The following is an 18,954-nucleotide window of genomic DNA, read 5'->3' as shown; positions in this document are numbered from 1 at the left end:
GGCCAGTTTTCCCCATTAACTTCGTCGTTCGTTATTCATTTAGCCCGCTACCCATCTGCCCGGAGCAGTTGGGCGCGAAGCCCGCAGGGTCAGGAACATGGATGTTCCTGACAATATCACTTCTCTCTCCTTGCTCTGAGAAAAACTGGCGCTCAGCAGGCCGGATTCACTGAGTATTAACAGGCCCTAGCAGTCCATAGACTGAGTGGCGGGCTGAATAATCAGCGGATCGGGCGTCAGATCAAGCGAGGTCGATTTATTCGTGTAATCCAGCTGATTCAGCACATGGCGCATGGTATTCAGCCGCGCACGCTTTTTGTCGTCCGAGCGCACCACCGTCCAGGGCGCATCCAGATGATTGGTGTAATAAAACATGGCTTCTTTGGCTTCGGTGTAATCATCCCATTTATCCAGTGATGCCAGATCAATCGGGCTGAGTTTCCATTGCTTTAACGGGTCAACCTGACGACTCTGGAAACGGCGCAACTGCTCCTGACGACTAACGGAAAACCAGAATTTGATCAGATGAATTCCCGAGCGTACAAACATGCGCTCAAGCTCGGGCACCTCGCGCATAAACTCCATATATTCGGTATTACTGCAAAAGCCCATCACCCGTTCCACACCTGCACGGTTATACCAGGAGCGGTCGAACATCACGATTTCCCCCGCCGCCGGCAGATGCTGCACATAGCGCTGGAAATACCACTGGGTACGTTCGCTGTCGCTGGGTTTTTCCAACGCCACGACATGGGCGCCACGCGGATTCATATGTTCCATAAAGCGCTTGATGGTGCCACCTTTGCCGGCCGCATCGCGCCCTTCAAACAACACGACGACTTTTTGCCCGGTTTCCTTTACCCAGCTCTGCATTTTTAACAGTTCAATCTGCAGGCTTTGCTTTTCCTGCTCGTAGCGTTCGCGGGTCATGCGCTCGCCGTACGGTAAATGCAGGGTTTTTTCCGGTTCTGCCGGAGGGGTTTTATCGGCAGGTGTTTTATCCACGGGAAGTATCAGAGGATATGGGTGAGAAGCGGAATCGGACATGACACCTCCGGTCGGTTTAAAACAAGACTTTAACCGAAGCAGTGAACCGGTATTTGATACCCGTCACTGTTCGGCACTGACAAAGCAATCGCGGCCATTACGTTTGGCCTGGTAGAGATAGCTGTCGAGATGATCAATGATCTGCCCCAGCTCCAGATTCTGATGCGGACGCGGGGTAACAGAAACAAAGCTGCCCGAAGCCGTCATCGGCACCGGTTGTTGCAGATCATTGTGTACGCTCATCGAACGAATGGCCTGTTGCACCCGCTCAACCACGGCGCGCAACTGGTCAGGCTGGCAACCTGGCAACAGTACAGCAAACTCTTCGCCGCCCAAACGGCCGATATGATCGGTCGGACGCATCACACTCTTCAGTGTCCGGCACAGCATTTTCAGCGCCCGGTCTCCGGTGCCATGACCATGAACATCATTCACCCGCTTAAAGTGATCAAGATCGAGCAATATCATGGCAAAAACATGGTACTGACGCTGACCCCGCGCCCATTCACGCTGATAAGCCCGCTCAAAACCACGGCGGTTTTCAGCACCGGTTAAAGGGTCGGTCAGAGCCAGCCGAGCCTGCTCTTCCGACTGCTTAACCATCATCAGGCAGGCGGCAATCACCGCCGCCAGATGCTGCATAAAATCGGTGGCCATACCGCCCTGAAAGCGTGCCGGACTGGTCGAGTACAGGCGTAACTGCCCCAGATACACATCGTTGCGCAACAAAGGTAAGGCCAGACCACTCTGCCAGGGAGGCGGTGGCGCAATCGGGGCAGCATCAATAATAGGAACACGGCTCTGAAATTCGAGCTGATTCAGCAGCACCCCCTGCTCCAGATCGAGAGACTGCAGCATTGCAGCTTTTAACTCACCGTCGGGATCACACACTTTGAGGGTTGCAGCATCCAGGTCGAACTGAGCAGGCAGACCATCAAGCAACAGGGTAAGAAAATCAAACCAGGTCTGGCAGGACAGTAACTGCAGCTCAAACGCCTGCAGGCGGCGCAGCAGCGCTTCATTGCGCCGGGCGTTATCCAGTAATTCCTGTAAATCCACTCAGTTACAGCTCCTTTTCCGTCCAGAGCAGTATAGTTGCTTCCTGTCATTTCGCGCTCGCTGCGCCGCGCTGCAGATATAAACAGAAACATTTGCTAAACTGCCGCGCTTTCCATAACCAGTACCGCCATGAAGCCATCGGTTTTGATCTTCGACTCCGGCGTCGGAGGACTCAGCATTCTCAGTGAAGTGCGACAGCTGTTACCGCACCTGTCGCTGCATTATCTGATGGATAACGAAGCATTTCCTTACGGTCTGAAAACCGATGAAGAACTGATCCCCCGTGTGCTTCAGGTCTGTACAAGCGCGGTACGGGAGTTAAAACCCGACCTGCTGATCATCGCCTGTAACACGGCCAGTACGCTGGCTCTGCCTCAGCTGCGACAACAGCTCGATATTCCAGTCGTTGGGGTTGTACCGGCCATTAAAGTGGCCGCGGCTCTTGCAGCAGAACAGGCCGCGGAGCAGACAGACAACACCACAGCCGGTTGCCATATCGGCCTGCTGGCCACTCCGGCAACCGTGAACCGGACGTACACCGATGATCTGATCCGTGATTTCGCCGGACACTGCAATGTGCGCCGCTTCGGCAGCAAAGAACTGGTGCAGTGGGCCGAAGACTGGATCACTCACCAGCAACCGCCGCAGGATCTGTTCACTCACCTGGATCAATGGCTCAGACAACCCGAACCGCTGACCCATGTGGTTCTTGGCTGCACGCATTTTCCGTTACTGAAAGCACAGCTGCAGCAGCTGTGGCCCAACGTCTGCTGGGTTGACTCTGGTGCAGCCATCGCCCGCCGTGTGGCTGACCTGTTGCCGGCCGGCACAGCGGCGGACGGTAATGGTTTTCTGCAGTGTTTCTGGACGGATATAGCCAAAGAACCGGGCGGCGCGATCCGTTATCTCGAAGCGCTCGGCCAGTTAAGTCGCTGCGCTGTGTTACCGGCAGATAATTTCTTATACAAAAACCAGTTTGTATAAGTTTTATAAAATTGAGTAAAATGCTCAGGTATTTAAATTAACAACGGTATAGACATGTCAAATCTCGAATCCCTGTACCAACAGGTACTGGCGGAACTGGGCGAAAACGTTGAGCGTGAAGGCCTTCTGGATACGCCAAAGCGCGCCGCCAAGGCAATGCAATTCCTCACCAGCGGTTACACCACCGACCTGCACGAAGTGGTCAACAAAGCTGTTTTCACCAGCGACAACGATGAGATGGTGGTGGTTCAGGGCATCGAGTTTTATTCCCTGTGTGAACACCACATGCTGCCGTTTATCGGCCGCTGCCATATTGGCTACCTGCCTTCTGGCAAAGTTCTGGGCTTGTCAAAGTTTGCCCGTATTGTCGACATGTTCGGCCGTCGTCTGCAGATTCAGGAAAACATGACCAAGCAAATTGCAGAAGCCGTGGAAGAAGTAACCGGTTGCCGCGGCGTTGGTGTGATCGTCGAAGCGCAGCACATGTGCATGATGATGCGCGGTGTGCAGAAACAGAATTCGATGATGCGTACTTCAGTGATGAAGGGCGACTTCCGTTCAAACGCAGCAACCCGTGACGAATTTATGCGCTTGATTGGCCTCTGATAATCCCGTTTACTCAGGCCATGATGAATTAAGGGGAAATCATGCCGGAGCAAGCGTGGTGGATATGGCCGCTGCTGCTGTACACCTTTGGAGTACTGGCAGCCATTGATGCCCTGTGGCAGGGAAGAACGTCTCAGGGCACCATTGCCTGGGTACTGGGCTTATTGCTGATGCCTCTGGTTACCCTGCCCCTTTACGCGTTCTTTGGCAGCCGCCGCTTTCACGGTTATCTGCGCGCCCGCCGCCATGGTGACCACAGTCTGAGTTTTATTGCTGATCAGGTTCAGGCGGGACTTGAACACTTTGCCCTGCCCCCTGGTCACCTTACACGCCCTCTTTATCCTCTTTTCCGCCTGCCACAAATTGCCGGCAATCAGTGCCGGTTATTAACGGATGGAGAAACCACCTTCAGCACCATGTTCCGGCGTATTGCCGAAGCCAGGCGTTATATTTGCGTACAGTTTTATATTCTGCGCGACGACGATACCGGTCAGGAACTGGCCCGCCTGTTATGCCAACAGGCCCGTTCCGGTGTTGCGACCTATCTTCTGTACGATGAAATTGGCAGTCGCAGCCTGGGCCGGCATTTTCTGAAACCTCTGGAAGATGCCGGCGTACGGGTGTCACGCTTTAATCCGCTGCAACTGCGTAACCGGACTCAACTGAATTTCCGTAATCACCGTAAACTGGTGATCTGCGACGGCGAATATGCCTACGTTGGTGGCTATAACGTCGGTAATGAGTACCGTGGCAACAGTCAGAAAGACGGCTTCTGGCGCGACACCCATGTCGAAATCCATGGTCCGGCAGCACTCAGTTTTCAGTTATCCTTTACCGAAGACTGGCACTGGGCCACTCAATATATCCCAACCATTGAATGGAACAGCAGCCCGGCGACCGGTGATAACAATGTGATGTGCATTGCCTCTGGCCCCGCCGATGAAACCGAAAGTGCCAGCCTGTATTTCACTCACCTGATTCACAGCGCACAGGAACGCTGCTGGCTGGTCAGCCCCTATTTTGTGCCGGACCAGAATCTGGTCAGCGCCCTGCAACTGGCTGGTCTGCGCGGTATTGATATCCGCATTCTGGTGCCGGAAAAAAGCGACAGCTGGCTGGTACAACAGGCCATGCGCGGTTATATCCAATCCCTCAGCCGCTGCAACGTGCGCTTTTTTACCTATAAAAAAGGCTTCCTGCATCAGAAAGTACTGCTGATCGACAATGAATGGAGCAGTATCGGCAGTGCCAACCTCGACAACCGTTCCCTGCGGATTAATTTTGAAATCGGCGCGCTGATCCAGAGCCGGAGTTTTGCCAGCGATGTTGAAAGCATGCTGCAACTTGATTTCGACCATTCTGAACCAACGCAAATAAGCCAACACTGGTGGCCCGTGCTGCTGGCCAAAACAAGCCGCTTACTCGCACCTTTGCTTTAACCGCCAACCACAGTTTGATGAATTAATTATGACAATCATTGCCCCGGCATGCTCAGGGGCATAGAGTGAAGGCATAACAATAAGAAACCAGAGGGATCGCCATGGTTAATCTGTTATTCCGCAAAGCACTCAAACACCCGCTCGTATCGGCTCTGCAACCCGCTCTGCTGATCTCTTTGCTCGCACTGAGCGCAACCAGCCACGCACGCACAATAGAAGGTTTTGAATTTCCGGAAGTTCTGCCGCAATCCACCGATCATCCGGAGTTGCAGCTGAACGGCGCTTCAGTACGCACGTTGTACTATCTGGTCGATACCTACGTTGGTCTGTTGTATGTCGAATCCCCATCCGCCGATGCCAGTCAGCTCATCGAACAGGAAAGCTACAAACGCATCGTTTACCACATTCTGGTGAATCGCGTCAGCGGACGCCGTATCGCCACGGCGATGTATGATGCCCTGCAACTGAACATTAGCAGCGACGAGGCCGAACAGATGGATGAGCGGCTGGATATGCTGGTAAAAATGTTTGACGGAAAACTGGAGCGCGGTGACGCAGGCTATGTCGACTATGTGCCTGGTGTTGGTTCACGGGTAGTCATCAACGACGAGGTGAAAGGTGTTTTGCCCGGTAAAGATCTGTATGACGCCTTACTGAAAATCTGGATCGGCGAATATCCGGTATCCCATCGTTTTAAAAATGAAATTCTGGGCCTGACTGACCAGCAGCATGCCAACATTGCTGCAGATTAAATTCTTAACAAATAACTTCTCAATCAATAACAACAGATAAAACAAAAAAGCCACGCAATGCGTGGCTTTTGCTATCTGTTCATAATCACACTGAGATCAGAACTTGTAACCGGCAGCAACCATAAATACCAGAGGATCGATTTCAACTTTCAGACCATCTGCCGCACCACCGCGGACTTCTGTATCAATATCCATTTTCCATACTGCAGCGTTAACCAGAAAATGATCATCAATCATGTAATCCAAGCCTGCTGAGTAGCTCAGCCCCCAGCTCTTTTTCAACCCACCGACAATGCCTAAACCTGTGCTGTCTTTTTCATTGAAGAAGAAAGTATGGTTAACACCCAGGCCAACATAAGGTTGAATTTTTGAAGCAGCATCCATTGGGTAGTATTGAACAGATACTGTCGGCGGCAGATGATTGGCTTCAGCCACTTTAGTACCATCTAAAGCACCACCCTCAACTTCTACCTGATGCTGGAATGGAGTGGCCGCCAGTACTTCAACACCCACCTGAGGAGCCACCATATAGGTCAGAGTCAGGCCTAACTGGGTATCATCACCAACAACCAGCTCGCTTTTATCGCCTGGAACCAATGTGCTTGTTACCGGACTTGAGTCTGCGCCACTGTCTGATTTCGGATTCACGTTAACAACACCAGCCTTAACAATAATATCACCGGCTTCATAAGCCAGAGCTGGCATTGCAGAAACCGCGACTGCGCTTGCTAACAAAGTTTTCAACAGTTTCATTCTGTGTTCCTCATCTATGCTTAAAAGATGAGCTCAGGTTAACGGTTAATCCGGGGTGCCATTTGATGCAAATCAAGAAATAAAAATGGTTAGGCTTATACCCCTAAAGAAGTTGTGACAAATCAACTTCGGACGACATTAACCGCCATTTTCAGCGCTTCTGGCATGAGTATTTCATTGTTTTATCGCAATAAGGCCGCCAGAATGAATAACACTGGCCTGAAATTGCCAGCACAGAGCAGCCCAGACCGTAACGATAGCCATCATTACAGTCATGCTGTAAACCAGGTTAAGCCACAGACCAGACAACTGACTGCGAAGCATTAATTTGAACAATCCAGCCAGCAACAAGAACTACGTATCCATCGGCCGCAAGCTGCTCTCCTACCTGCTTGCCTTCAGCTTCGTGACCACCCTCGCCGCTTTTCTGTACATCCTCATGTCCGATTATCAGCGCGGCATGAGCAGTTATGATAAAAACCTGCACCAGATTCAGACCAGTTACCAGCAGAGCATCAGTTACAGCCTCTGGAATTTTGATTCACGCCAGATTGAGTCTCAGCTCAACGGTATTCTTAACTTCCCCGGCGTGGTCTACGTCTACATCGAAAACCGTGGCAACGTGCTGCACAGTGCAGGCGATGTCTACGGCCAGTCTGACCAACGCTATTCTTTCGCCCTTGATTATCAGAGTGCCGGCCAGTCCTACCATCTGGGAAATCTGCACCTGAACCTGGATTACACCGGGCTGTACAACGAACTCAAACACAAAACCGTAAATATCCTGCTGACGCAGTTTATTAAAACTTTTTCCGTTTCGATCTTTGTGCTGTTTATTGTCCATCAGGTGATTACCCGGCGCCTTGGCCGGATGGCGGAATGGGCCAGCCAGTTCAGTCTGAACAAACTGGATCATCCTCTGGTGCTGAACGATCCGCCGCATAAACGGGACGAGCTGAATATGGTGGCCGATGCCATTAACCGTATGCGTGACACTCTGCAGCAGGATGTTGATGAGCGCGAACGCGCGCGGATGCAGCTGGAAAACACCAAAGAACAGCTCAGCATGGCCATTAATAATGCCGCAATTGGTTTTTGCCGCTATCTGCCGGACAACGACAGCTTCGAATGCAACAACCACTTTGCCAACCAGCTGGCCAGTACCGAACTGGAGCTGGAAAGCATGAAGCATCCAATGGACCGGCTGATGGATATGATCAGCGGCCCGCATGGGGTGGAGCAAAGAGAACGGATTAACAAACTGCTGCAGGGGCGCATCGCACGTATTCATGATGAGTTCTGCCTATACAACTTCCGCCAGGAAGAATGCTACTTCGATATCACTCTGCAGATCACCCGTTATGATGAAAACCGCCCGCAACAGATATTAATCTGCGTGGTTGACCGGACCAAAGAGCAGATTGCCCGGCGCCATGCGCAGGAACTGACGATTTCACTGGAAAATAAAGTCACGCAACGCACAGAAGAACTATATAACGAGCAGTTGCGCACGAAAGCCACGGTACAAAAGCTGGAATCCGAGCTGGAGCAGATGAATGCCAGTGAGCGTCAACAGCAACAGAAAAAAATCAATCACCTGCTGCTTAATCAACTTGAGCATCTGGCTAAACATATCCATCAGCCGGAAATGTTGCCCGGCATTCAGGTGTTTCTGCAATATCTGCGCATTACCACCCAGGATACACGCACCAGCATCAACCTGACTCACTGCATTGAAGGCTGGCTGAATCAGGCACAGGAACTGCAATCAATAGAAGTTAACCGGCTGTTGCCCTTCTCGCTGATTATTGAAGAAAACCCGGATCTTATTCACTTTCTGTTTGATTACCTCTTGCTGAAAGATCCTGCATTGCAGCATTGCCGCAAGCTGGATCTGCAACTCCGCCTGGTCGACGATATGGTTCTGACCAGTATCGATTTTCACCTGAACGCTCCATTTGAAGCCGGACAGATTACTCCTGACAGCGAATTTTACGCGCTGTGTGATCATATAATTTCACTGCGTTTTGATGGTGCACTGCAGCGCCAGCTTAAAACCCCCACGCAACTGCATCTGGAATTCAGTCTGGATATGGCACGGCTGTAAATTCACCGTAATTTCAGTGAAAAAAGTAACAACAGAAACAAAAAAGCCCGGCCATGCCGGGCTTTTTTATTTTCTTCAGAATCAGAAAGCGAAATGCTCTTCTTTCATCTGCATCAGGGTTTTCGGATCCTTCAGCATCATTTTGGCATGGCCTTTTGCCCGTGGCAGCAGACGGTCAAAATAAAACTCAGCGGTATGAATTTTAGCCTGATAAAAGTCGCGGTCACCTTTAGCGGATTTAATACCGCTGTAAGCTTTATCAGCCATCTGGGCCCAGAAATATGCCATCACCACATAACCGGAGAACATCAGATAATCCACCGATGCCGCACCCACCATATCGCGGTTTTTTGATGCTTTATAAGCAACACGGAAGGTATTGATACGCCATTGCAGCATATAGCGCTTCAGTTGTTTGATCAGCGGCTTCATTTCTGCACGGTTCTCATGAGTTTTAATAAAAGCCGTGACTTCTGCACGGAATTCATTAAAGGACTTCAGTTTACCCAGCAGAATTTTACGGCCCAAAAGATCCAGCGCCTGCACACCGGTGGTGCCTTCATACAGCTTGGCAATCTGGGTATCACGAACAATCTGCTCCATGCCCCACTCTTTAATAAAGCCATGTCCACCGTAAACCTGCACACCGTGGTTAGCGGCTTCATAGCCCAGCTCAGTCAGGAAAGCTTTCAGAATCGGAGTCAGAAAACCCAGTTTGTCGTCAAACTGTTCGTAGCCTTTATTGTCACCACGATCGTGTGCAGCCATCATAAAATCGGCCAGACGGGCGGCGTGATACAGCATCGCACGACCACCTTCAGCGATGGCTTTCTGGGTCAGCAGCATACGGCGCACATCCGGGTGCACAATCAGCGAATCAGCCACTTTATCCGGATGCTTGGTACCGCTCAGCGAGCGCATGGAGCGACGGTCTTTGGCGTAAGGCAGAGCGCCCTGGAAAGACAGTTCAGCCGCACCAACGCCCTGAATCGAAGTACCGATACGGGCGGTATTCATAAAGGTGAACATGCACATCAGACCTTTGTTTTCCGGCCCGATCAGAAAACCTTTGGCACCGTCAAAGTTCATCACACAGGTGGATGAACCATGAATGCCCATTTTCTCTTCAATGGAACCACAAGCCACCGGGTTACGGTCACCCAGTGAGCCATCAGCGTTCACATGGAATTTCGGCACAATAAACAGCGAAATACCTTTCGTGCCTTCCGGCGCCCCCGGCAGGCGGGCCAGTACGATATGCACAATCTGCTCAGTCAGATCATGTTCACCGGATGAAATAAAAATTTTGGTGCCGGTCAGGCTGTAGCTGCCATCACCATTAGGCTCGGCTTTGGTTTTTACCTGACCCAGGTCGGTACCGCACTGCGGCTCAGTCAGACACATAGTGCCGGTCCAGCGACCTTCGGTCATAGGCACCAGATAAGTCTGCTTCTGCTCTTCGGTACCGTGCATGTAAATGGTGTTCATCGCTCCCAGAGACAGGCCCGGATACATACCCCATACCCAGTTGGCCGTACCGATCATTTCAGATTTGATAACACCAAGAGACAGAGGTAAACCCTGACCGCCGTAGGCAACCGGCGCCGACATGCCCTGCCAGCCACCCTCAACATACTGGCCGTAGGCTTCTTTAAAGCCTTTTGGTGTGGTGACTTCACCGTCATTCCACACACAGCCTTCATCGCCGACCTGATACAGCGGAGAAACCACTTCCTCACTGAAGCGCGCGGCTTCGGTCAGAATGGCATCAACCATTTCCGGCGTTGCTTCATCGCCACCCGGAATGTTTTTGTAATGGGACTGAAAATCGAATACATCGTTAATCAGAAACTGAATATCTTTAAGTGGAGCCTTGTACTGAATCATTTGCACATCCTCAGAATAACGCGGAACTCAGGGCAACAATGGACTGCCCGCTATCGGGTAAAAATGTGCGGCGATTTTGGCAACAGCCGGCCCCAGCGCCATTGGCTACGCGGCCGATGCTGCGCGTCACTTGGGTAACCTGTCGGAGGTTGGCGGTCAGACGCCGGAGGCCGAAATAAAAAAACCCGCGTCAGGCGCGGGCTTTTTTATTCAGGGCTGGAGCCAATCAGGCTGGCTCAGCCTGCTTTTTTGCTTCTTCATCCTTCAGTTCACGACGCAGAATCTTACCAACCGGAGTCATTGGCAGTTCGCTGCGGAACTCTACATGACGCGGCACTTTATAAGCGGTCATGTTTTCACGGCAGTGTTTCTTGATTTCTTCCACGGTCAGGTTCGGGTCGGTTGCAACCACGAACAATTTTACCGCTTCACCGGTTTTATCATCCGGTACACCGATAGCGGCACAGTTTTCAACCGCCGGGTGCATCGCGACCACGTCTTCAATTTCGTTCGGATAAACGTTAAATCCGGATACCAGAATCATATCTTTGATACGGTCAACGATCTTCACAAAGCCGTCTTCATCAATCACCGCAACGTCACCGGTACGCAGCCATTCACCATCCGCAGTAAAACTGTCGGCGGTCGCTTCCGGACGGTTCCAGTAGCCTTTCATTACCTGCGGGCCTTTAACACACAGCTCGCCACGCTCACCGACGGCCACCTCGTTACCTTCCGGATCGATACACTTCAGCGCAGTACCGGGAACGGCCTGACCAACAGTACCCATCTGCTCCAGACCACCGGCCGGGTTCATACACACCGCAGGCGAACATTCAGTTAAACCATAGGCTTCAGAGATGCCACAGCCGGTTGCTTCTTTCCAGCGACGGGCCGTGTCTTCCACCAGCGCAGTACCGCCTGACAGCGTCAGCTTCAGCTGGCTGAAATCGCAGTTCTTGAATTCAGGGTGGTTCAGCAGTGATACAAACAGCGTGTTCAGACCAATAAATCCGGTCAGCTGATGTGGTTTGATCATACGCACGAACATATTGGTATCGCGCGGATTGGCAATCAGGATGCTGTGATCACCCAGTTCAAACAGCGCCATCAGATGCACGGTGAAAGAATAAATGTGGTACAGCGGCAGTGGTGCCACCACTTTCACACCGGTATCCGGTTTGATTTGCTGGCCATTGCTGTCGGTCTGGCTGAGCATGGCGCGGGCCTGCATCATGTTGGCGACCAGGTTGCGGTTGGTCAGCTCTGCGCCTTTGGCCACACCGGTTGTACCACCGGTGTACTGCAGAATAATGGTGTCATTCGGGTTCTTGATGTAGTTGGCGACAAAACCTCCAAACTTAGCGCCCTGTGCCAGTGCCTTACGGAATGGAATGGCATCCGGCAGGTTGTAAGCCGGAACCATTTTCTTCACGTATTTGGCTGCGGCGTTGATCAGCGTGCGTTTCGGGAATGGCAGCATATCGGCCAGACTGGTCACGATAATATGCTTCAGACCGGTTTCCGCGCGGATGTTCTGTACCGATTTGGCAAAGACATCCATACACACCAGCGCCTTGGCACCGGAGTCATTAAACTGGTGCAGCATTTCCCGTTCGGTATACAGCGGGTTGGTGTTCACCACCACCATACCGGCACGCAGGGCACCGTACATGGCAATCGGGAATTGCAGGATATTCGGCATCTGAATGGCGATACGGTCGCCGGGCTTCAGAGTGGTGTGATTTTGCAGGTAAGCAGCAAAGGCTGCGCTGTATTCGTCAATCTGACGATATGTCAGGGTGTAGCCAATGCTGGTAAACGCGGCACGGTCGGCATAACGCTGAAATGCGCTTTCCACCACTTCCACTACTGCATTGTATTTATTCAGATCGATTTGATCACTGACACCAGGTGCGCGCTTGCCGTCCCAGAAAGATGCTTCCACAGGGTTCCCCTTCAGAATTCAGGTTTTTGTTTTTTTAATGGCCAAAACTATGACCGAAAGCCGCGTTGAGTTAAAGAGGAAAACGTGACATGCTTCCGGTCATAACACGCCAACTGAAACATTCCGACCACTATGTCACAGTCCTCCGCTGCCAGCCGGGCATTTATCGGCACTGAATATCTGTCACAACTGATTGACCTGCTCGCCCAGCAGGGGATCAGCACCGCACAGTTAGCTCAGGGCACTGGTCTGAGTGGTAAGACGCTGGCTTCTGCACAGGAATTTATCTCCCCCCTGCAGTATCACAAGGTGGTGGAGAATGCTTTGGCGCTGAGCGGCGATCCGCTGCTCGGGCTGGAGCATGGAAAACGGATGAATATTTCCAGCCATGGCTTTCTCGGCTTTGCCATTATGGCCAGCGATACGCTGGGGCAGGCACTGTCTCTGGCCATCCGTTATGCCCGCACCCGCACCCTGCTGGCCGATATCCGTTTTCTGCATGATCACGACACCGCCATCATTCAGATCAACCGTCTGGCCGCCATGCCAAGCACCTTCAGTTTTGTCGTGCAGAATATTATTTCAACGCTGGTCACCATTGCCCGTTTTCTGACCCAGAACAGTGAAGAACTGACAGCCGTAGCCAAATTTACCGATGCCCCGGTGCGCCCGGGTTCCTGTTACGAAGGCGTTCTCGGCATTCCGGTGATGTTCAATCAGCCACACAATCAGCTCTGTATTCCGGCCTGGCTGCTGGATACTCCGGTATCTACCGCCAACACCACCGCGCGGCGTATGGCGGAAGCCGAATGTGAAAAGCAGCTGGCCGAACTTGATCGTGGCCAGGATCTGGTAACCCAGATCCGCCGCCGCCTCGACCGTATGGATGCGTTTCCGACGCTTACCGTTATGGCTAAAACGCTGAACTCCAGCCCGCGTACCATTAACCGCCAGCTGGCCCAGCTGAACACTACCTATCAGAATATTATTGATGAGGCACGGCGCGAACAGGCCCTGCATCTGCTGCTGGAAACCAATACCTCGGTGGAAGATATTGCCCACCAGCTGGGTTACAACGACCCTTCAAACTTCGGCCGTGCCTTCCGTCGCTGGCTGGGGGAATCGCCACGGGCTTTCCGTAAAAGGGCACGGGAGCAATATCCTGCTCAGCCCGACGAATAAAGTACTGGTGCGCAGCAACAATCCTGAGACGGGCGTTTTACAAAACCTCAAACTCAGGTAGCATGGCGGCAACGATAACAATCATAATAAATCATGAATCAGGTTCATTTTCCTGCCGGCCAGCGCCCGGTATATCAGCAGCTTTCCGCTCAGGTTAATCAGTATTTTCAGCAGCAGGGCATTGCCAAAAGCGGTGACCAACGTCTGTACCGTAAAGCCATTCTTATTTTGCTGCTGTTTAGCGCCAGCTATGCCGCCCTGCTGTTACTGCCTGCTCCCTGGAGTCTGGCCGCCTGGTTTATACATGGTATAGCCACCGCCCTTGTGGGTTTTAACGTGATGCACGATGGCGCTCACGAATCTTTCAGCCGCTCACGGCGTCTCAACCGGCTGGCCGCGCTTACCTTTAATCTGATCGGCAGTAACCGTTTTTACTGGGCACAGAAACACAACCGTAATCATCACAGCTTTACCAATGTGGACGAGGTTGATGAAGACATTGATGCGCTGGGGCTGTTCCGAATGAGCCCGCATCAGCGTCGTTTCTGGTTTCACCGTTATCAGCATATTTATGTCTGGCTGCTGTATCCGCTGACCAGTCTGTTCTGGTTTTTTGCTCTCGACTACAAAGCGTATTTTCGCCAGAAAATCGCCCAGCGGCCGTTCAGCCATCGCTTGTCCGCCGCAGATCATCTGGAATTCTGGGCCAGCAAGCTGCTGTATCTGCTGATTTATATCGCGCTGCCGCTGAGCCTTGCCGACGGCACCACCGTTATTACCGGCTTTTTACTCATGCATGCCATCTTAGGCTTTTTATTTGCTGTGGTATTTCAGCTCGCTCACATAGTCGAACAGGCGGAATTTCCGCAGCCCACGGCCGATGGCAGCATGGAAGACGAATGGGCGGCACACCAGTTACGCACCACCGTCGACTTTGCCACCGACAGCCGTTTCCTGACCTGGGCTCTGGGGGGGCTGAACTTTCAGGTCGAACACCACCTGTTTCCCCGGGTCAGTCATATTCACTACCCAGCACTGCACCGCTTACTGCAGGAATCCTGCAACCGTCAGGGTCATTCTATCCGCAGTTATCCCAGCCTCGGCGCGGCACTGAAAGGTCATTACCATCATCTGCGCCAGCTTGGCCGCAGCGACGGATAGGCAACACTCTTCCAGCAAGCTGCTAAACTGAACATTGAGAGTTTTAACCGCTGATTTCTGAACTAAATCAGAGGATTACCAAAAATACACTCATGTTTCAGGAGTATGCTCATGGAATCGCCAGTACACAGCCTTAACGGCCTGTTTGCACAACTCGGCCTGCCAAACTCCGACCAGAATATCGCCGACTTTATCGAGCAGCATAAACCCGTTGCAGACAATAAAAAGCTGGCCGAACTCGACTTTTTCAATAATTCACAGCAGGCGTTTCTGCGTGAATCGCTGGCTCAGGATGCTGACTGGGCCGAGGTTATCGATACCCTCGACAGCCTCCTGCGTCATGCCGCTGACATCCGTCCCTGCTGATTACTGAATGCAGGTCAGCCAGCATATCTGGGATGCCACCAGCGTCCCGCCACAGTGGTCCCCGGCCCTTACTGAAGGTCAGGCTGATCTGTTGCTGCTGTTTGCCTCTGTTGATCCGGCCGCAGCGATCAACACGTTGCAGCAACACTTTCCGGAAACACCTTTGTGCGGCAGCTCAGCCAGCGGCGAAATTCATCAGCAGCGGGTGATCGACAACAGCATCACTCTTACGGTTATCCGCTTTGCCCATACCCGGATCAGACTCGTGACCGAATGCGTTGACGGTATTGAAGGCAGCCGCCAGGCCGGCATTCGTGTAGCGCAGCAACTGCAGCAGGACGATTTAATTCACATACTGGTGTTTGCTAATGGCCTCAGTGTGAATGGCAGCCAGCTGGTAGCCGGACTTAACCAACAGCTAGCCCCCTTCAACCATATATCCGGTGGTATTGCCGCCGATGGGGAACGTTTTAAACAAACCTGGTTGTACACCAGCGATGGCCGGTTCAGCCACCACGTCTGCGGTATCGGATTTTACGGCCAACATCTCAGTGTGAGCTGTGGCAGCTATGGCGGCTGGGATCCGTTCGGCCCCAAACGCCGCATTACCCGCGCCCGGGGTAATCGCTTGTATGAACTTGATGATATCTGCGCCCTTGATCTGTATGAAAAATACCTGGGTCATTATGCCGACCAGCTGCCGGCATCGGGCCTGCGCTTTCCTTTACTGATCTCCGCTGCAGACAACGATCCTGTCGTCTGCTCGGTGCTCGGCATTGACTGGCAGGAACGCTGCCTGCTGTTTGGCGCCGACATCCCTGAGCAACATTTCGCGCAACTGATGCGTGCGAATGTTGACCGTCTGATCGACGGTGCTCATACCGCCTGCCAGCAGGTCAGCCAACAAAACCAGGCAACACCGGATTTTGCCCTGCTGGTCAGCTGCGTCGGCAGACGGGCGGTGATGCAGCAATTAATTGATGAAGAACTGGAAGCCTTCAGCGAGACACTGGGAGCCAACATCCCGGTCTGCGGTTTCTACTCTTACGGAGAAATTGCACCCAACCGCGGAGTCGGTAAGTGCAATCTGCACAACCAAACGCTGACCATTACTACATTTACTGAGCGAACAGCATGCACCGACTGCTGAAACGACAGCTAAAACGACATTTTCAGGAAACTGTCCCGGAAACATTCCAGCCTCTGTTGCAGGCTATCAGCAGCGCTTATGAGCAGGCAGATCTTGACCGCGAAATGCTCGAACGCTCACTGGCATTGACAGCAGAAGAGCTGCTGGAGCGCAATCAGCGTCTGAGCCAGAACCTGCAGACGCAGCAACAGGCACAAGCCGATCTTAAAGCCTCCTATGAAATTCTTGATGCAACCCTGAATGCCTCAAAAGAAGGGATTCTGGTCGTCAGTGCCGATACCGACCGGCCGATTGCCGTCAATAAACACTATTTACTGCTGATGGGGCTGAGCGAAGAACGTATTAATCATATGACCGGCGCAGATCTGTTCCGTAATTCTTTTCTGCAATTATTTGAAGGTCAGCAACTGTATGATCAGCTGAAAGAAATGCGCAATCATGAGCATGGCAGTCACCGTATTTACCCGATGCGTAAAGGCGGCTGGCTTGAAGTCTATGCGGTCAAACACCCGGTCGCCGGTTATATCTGGATGCTGCGTGATATCAGCGAAATCCGTGAAAAAGAAGAAACCATCACCTATCAGGCACAACACGACAGCCTGACCGGTCTGCCTAACCGGGTACTGCTGCAGGACCGGCTGGAACTGAGTATTAACCGCGCACAGGCGCAGCATTCGCGCATTGCCCTGTGTTATATCGATCTTGATGGCTTTAAAACCATCAACGACAGCCTGGGCCATGCCAGCGGTGACAAACTGCTGATCGAAGTGGCCCTGCGTCTGAAACAGGGAATCAAACCTCAGGATACATTAGCCCGTGTCGGCGGTGATGAATTTGTGGTCATCATGGATGACATCAGCAGTCAGGACGAAGTACTGCAGCGAGCTGATAATATGCTGGCCACCCTGATGCCACCGGTCGAACTGGATCAGCGCAGCTTTTTTATCGGCGCCTCTATCGGTATTGCCATGTACCCTAATGATGGAGAAAGCACCGGCCTGCTGATGCGTAATGCCGACATTGCCATGTACCGCGCCAAAGCCAACGGTAAAAACTGCTTCCACTTTTTTACCCCGTCACTGGAACGTATCGCCCAGCATCGCCTGCAGATGGAAACCGAACTGCGTAAAGCCATTGAGCAGGATCAGCTCGAGCTTTACTACCAGCCAAAAGTATTTTTGCAGAATGATCCGCGCGGTGCCCGTACCGGCCAGTTGCACAGTTTTGAAGCCCTGCTGCGCTGGCAGCGGCCGGACGGCAGTTTCGTATCACCGGAAAGTTTTATTCATATCGCCGAAGAAGCCGGCATGATTTCCCAGATCGGCCAGATGGTGGTTGAAAAAGCCTGTCATCAGGCCCGCCAGTGGCTGAATGAAGGCTATGAAAGCAATATCAGCATCAATTTATCACCGCGCCAGTTTCTGATTCCCGGCTTTCATGAAGATATTGTCGATACCATCCGCTCTTACGGTATTCCATCGGCGATGATTTCGGTTGAAATTACGGAAAGCCTGCTGATGCAGGATCTGGTCAGTGCCAGAGGCGTGCTGGAATATTTCCGCGCACACGATGTCTTTGTTTATCTGGATGATTTTGGCAGTGGGTTTTCTTCACTGAATTATCTGAAGACGCTACCGGTCGATGCGATCAAAATTGACCGCACGTTTGTCCGCGATTTAAGTACCAGCCGCGCCGACCGTGCCATCGCCAACACCATCATCACCCTCGGTAAACAGTTAAATAAACTAATCGTGGCCGAAGGTATCGAAACCGTTGAGCAGGCCAATTTTCTGATCGACAGCGGCTGCGATCTGGCACAGGGTTATTTTTATGGCCGCCCGGTTAACGGCGAAGCTGCCCGGCATTATTTTCAGTTAAGTCCGACGCTGCCTGCCGCCACCTCCCCCCTTGCCAAACCCGGTGCATCTGAGTAGATTCGCCGCATTCCTGAATCCTGAGAGGCCACTGTGAAATATCCGCAATTTATTGCCATCGACGGCAGTTCGTTTGAAGAACACGCCCATCCGGTTGCCATTGCCTGGTCGCAGTCTGACGGCCAGATCAAAACCACTCTGATTCAGCCGGAAGATGACTGGGACGACTGGGATATTAGCCTGCAGGATCTGCACGGCATCAACCCCGACACCCTGTATCAGCGTGGTGAAACCGCCTGGTCGGTCATGCGTGAACTGGAACACGATCTGGAACAGCCTTATCTGTTTGCCGACGATCCCGTGCGGGTAACTGAGCTGCTGGAAAAACTCTATGACGCCTGCAGCCGCGATCTGAGCATTGAAATCAGTGACTGCCGCGACGAATGGCAGGATGCTAACGCGCTGGATGAAAGTGAACTGCACCACTTGCCCTGCGACGAGCGAGTTCACCGTATGCTGCTGGCCTGGGCACAGGAACACGCCGCTGCTCGCGAATAACAAGCCGGAAATAACAAACAGAGTACATTGCCAGCGCCGTGCTCTCCTGATAAAACCTCTTAGGGCCTGTCGACACTAATT

General features: G+C 52.3%; 16 protein-coding genes. 11 read left to right on the top strand and 5 right to left on the bottom strand.

Going from position 1 to position 18,954, the window contains the following annotated elements; translation table 11 throughout:
* Window positions 1-186: 186 nt before the first annotated feature.
* Window positions 187-1,047: a polyphosphate kinase 2 gene (ppk2, locus tag B3P58_RS16785; RefSeq protein ID WP_286719192.1), complete on the bottom strand. Its 861-nt coding sequence runs from the start codon at window positions 1,045-1,047 to the stop codon at window positions 187-189.
* A gap of 63 nt (window positions 1,048-1,110) precedes the next feature.
* Window positions 1,111-2,106 carry a GGDEF domain-containing protein gene (locus B3P58_RS16780; RefSeq protein ID WP_145468212.1) on the bottom strand — a complete coding sequence of 332 codons (996 nt, stop codon included), beginning with the start codon at window positions 2,104-2,106 and terminating at the stop codon, window positions 1,111-1,113.
* A 129-nt stretch (window positions 2,107-2,235) separates the two neighbouring features.
* Between B3P58_RS16780 and murI the strand changes: the two genes are divergently transcribed.
* From murI to B3P58_RS16760, 4 genes are all read left to right on the top strand, one after another.
* Window positions 2,236-3,090, top strand: coding sequence for a glutamate racemase (gene murI / locus B3P58_RS16775; protein ID WP_286719190.1), 855 nt, complete (start codon window positions 2,236-2,238; stop codon window positions 3,088-3,090).
* A gap of 54 nt (window positions 3,091-3,144) precedes the next feature.
* Window positions 3,145-3,696: a GTP cyclohydrolase I FolE gene (folE, locus tag B3P58_RS16770; RefSeq protein ID WP_145468209.1), complete on the top strand. Its 552-nt coding sequence runs from the start codon at window positions 3,145-3,147 to the stop codon at window positions 3,694-3,696.
* A 41-nt stretch (window positions 3,697-3,737) separates the two neighbouring features.
* On the top strand, window positions 3,738-5,135 hold the full coding sequence (gene cls, locus B3P58_RS16765; RefSeq protein WP_286719188.1) for a cardiolipin synthase: 1,398 nt from the start codon (window positions 3,738-3,740) through the stop codon (window positions 5,133-5,135).
* A gap of 101 nt (window positions 5,136-5,236) precedes the next feature.
* Window positions 5,237-5,887: a chalcone isomerase family protein gene (locus tag B3P58_RS16760; RefSeq protein ID WP_286719186.1), complete on the top strand. Its 651-nt coding sequence runs from the start codon at window positions 5,237-5,239 to the stop codon at window positions 5,885-5,887.
* Between the two features lie 96 nt (window positions 5,888-5,983).
* On the opposite strand, the gene B3P58_RS16755 is transcribed toward B3P58_RS16760, so the two are convergent.
* A complete protein-coding gene (locus B3P58_RS16755; RefSeq protein ID WP_230330898.1) occupies window positions 5,984-6,640 on the bottom strand; it encodes an OmpW/AlkL family protein in 657 nt (218 codons plus the stop codon).
* 328 nt (window positions 6,641-6,968) lie between these two features.
* Between B3P58_RS16755 and B3P58_RS16750 the strand changes: the two genes are divergently transcribed.
* Window positions 6,969-8,747, top strand: a complete 1,779-nt coding sequence (locus B3P58_RS16750) for a HAMP domain-containing protein (RefSeq protein WP_230330897.1) — start codon at window positions 6,969-6,971, stop codon at window positions 8,745-8,747.
* Window positions 8,748-8,828: 81 nt separating this feature from the next.
* On the opposite strand, the gene B3P58_RS16745 is transcribed toward B3P58_RS16750, so the two are convergent.
* Both B3P58_RS16745 and B3P58_RS16740 read right to left on the bottom strand, forming a co-directional pair.
* On the bottom strand, window positions 8,829-10,634 hold the full coding sequence (locus tag B3P58_RS16745) for an acyl-CoA dehydrogenase C-terminal domain-containing protein (protein ID WP_145468202.1): 1,806 nt from the start codon (window positions 10,632-10,634) through the stop codon (window positions 8,829-8,831).
* A gap of 226 nt (window positions 10,635-10,860) precedes the next feature.
* Window positions 10,861-12,582, bottom strand: a complete 1,722-nt coding sequence (locus tag B3P58_RS16740) for an AMP-binding protein (RefSeq protein WP_145468201.1) — start codon at window positions 12,580-12,582, stop codon at window positions 10,861-10,863.
* A 132-nt stretch (window positions 12,583-12,714) separates the two neighbouring features.
* Here B3P58_RS16740 and B3P58_RS16735 point away from each other — a divergent pair, with 132 nt between their 5' ends.
* The 6 genes from B3P58_RS16735 (at window position 12,715) to B3P58_RS16710 (ending at window position 18,873) form a co-directional block, all read left to right on the top strand.
* The gene (locus B3P58_RS16735; RefSeq protein WP_145468200.1) at window positions 12,715-13,764 is read left to right on the top strand and encodes an AraC family transcriptional regulator; all 1,050 of its coding nucleotides are present in this window, start codon (window positions 12,715-12,717) and stop codon (window positions 13,762-13,764) included.
* Between the two features lie 93 nt (window positions 13,765-13,857).
* The gene (locus tag B3P58_RS16730) at window positions 13,858-14,925 is read left to right on the top strand and encodes a fatty acid desaturase family protein (RefSeq protein ID WP_145468198.1); all 1,068 of its coding nucleotides are present in this window, start codon (window positions 13,858-13,860) and stop codon (window positions 14,923-14,925) included.
* A 111-nt stretch (window positions 14,926-15,036) separates the two neighbouring features.
* Window positions 15,037-15,291, top strand: a complete 255-nt coding sequence (locus B3P58_RS16725; RefSeq protein ID WP_145468197.1) for a DUF2789 family protein — start codon at window positions 15,037-15,039, stop codon at window positions 15,289-15,291.
* Between the two features lie 7 nt (window positions 15,292-15,298).
* Window positions 15,299-16,441, top strand: coding sequence for an FIST signal transduction protein (locus B3P58_RS16720; RefSeq protein ID WP_286719183.1), 1,143 nt, complete (start codon window positions 15,299-15,301; stop codon window positions 16,439-16,441).
* Complete coding sequence (locus B3P58_RS16715) at window positions 16,426-18,375, top strand: putative bifunctional diguanylate cyclase/phosphodiesterase (protein WP_286719181.1); 1,950 nt, start codon at window positions 16,426-16,428, stop codon at window positions 18,373-18,375. The genes B3P58_RS16720 and B3P58_RS16715 overlap by 16 nt, the downstream gene beginning before the upstream one ends.
* Before the next feature lie 33 nt (window positions 18,376-18,408).
* Window positions 18,409-18,873: a hypothetical protein gene (locus tag B3P58_RS16710; protein WP_145468192.1), complete on the top strand. Its 465-nt coding sequence runs from the start codon at window positions 18,409-18,411 to the stop codon at window positions 18,871-18,873.
* Window positions 18,874-18,954: the final 81 nt, after the last annotated feature.

Origin of the sequence: Thalassolituus sp. UBA2009 (assembly GCF_002335285.1) — a bacterium.
GTDB lineage: Bacteria > Pseudomonadota > Gammaproteobacteria > Pseudomonadales > Oceanobacteraceae > Venatoribacter > Venatoribacter alkanivorans.
The sequence above is the reverse complement of the archived record's forward strand: the minus strand, read 5'-3'. Positions and strand labels throughout refer to the sequence as shown.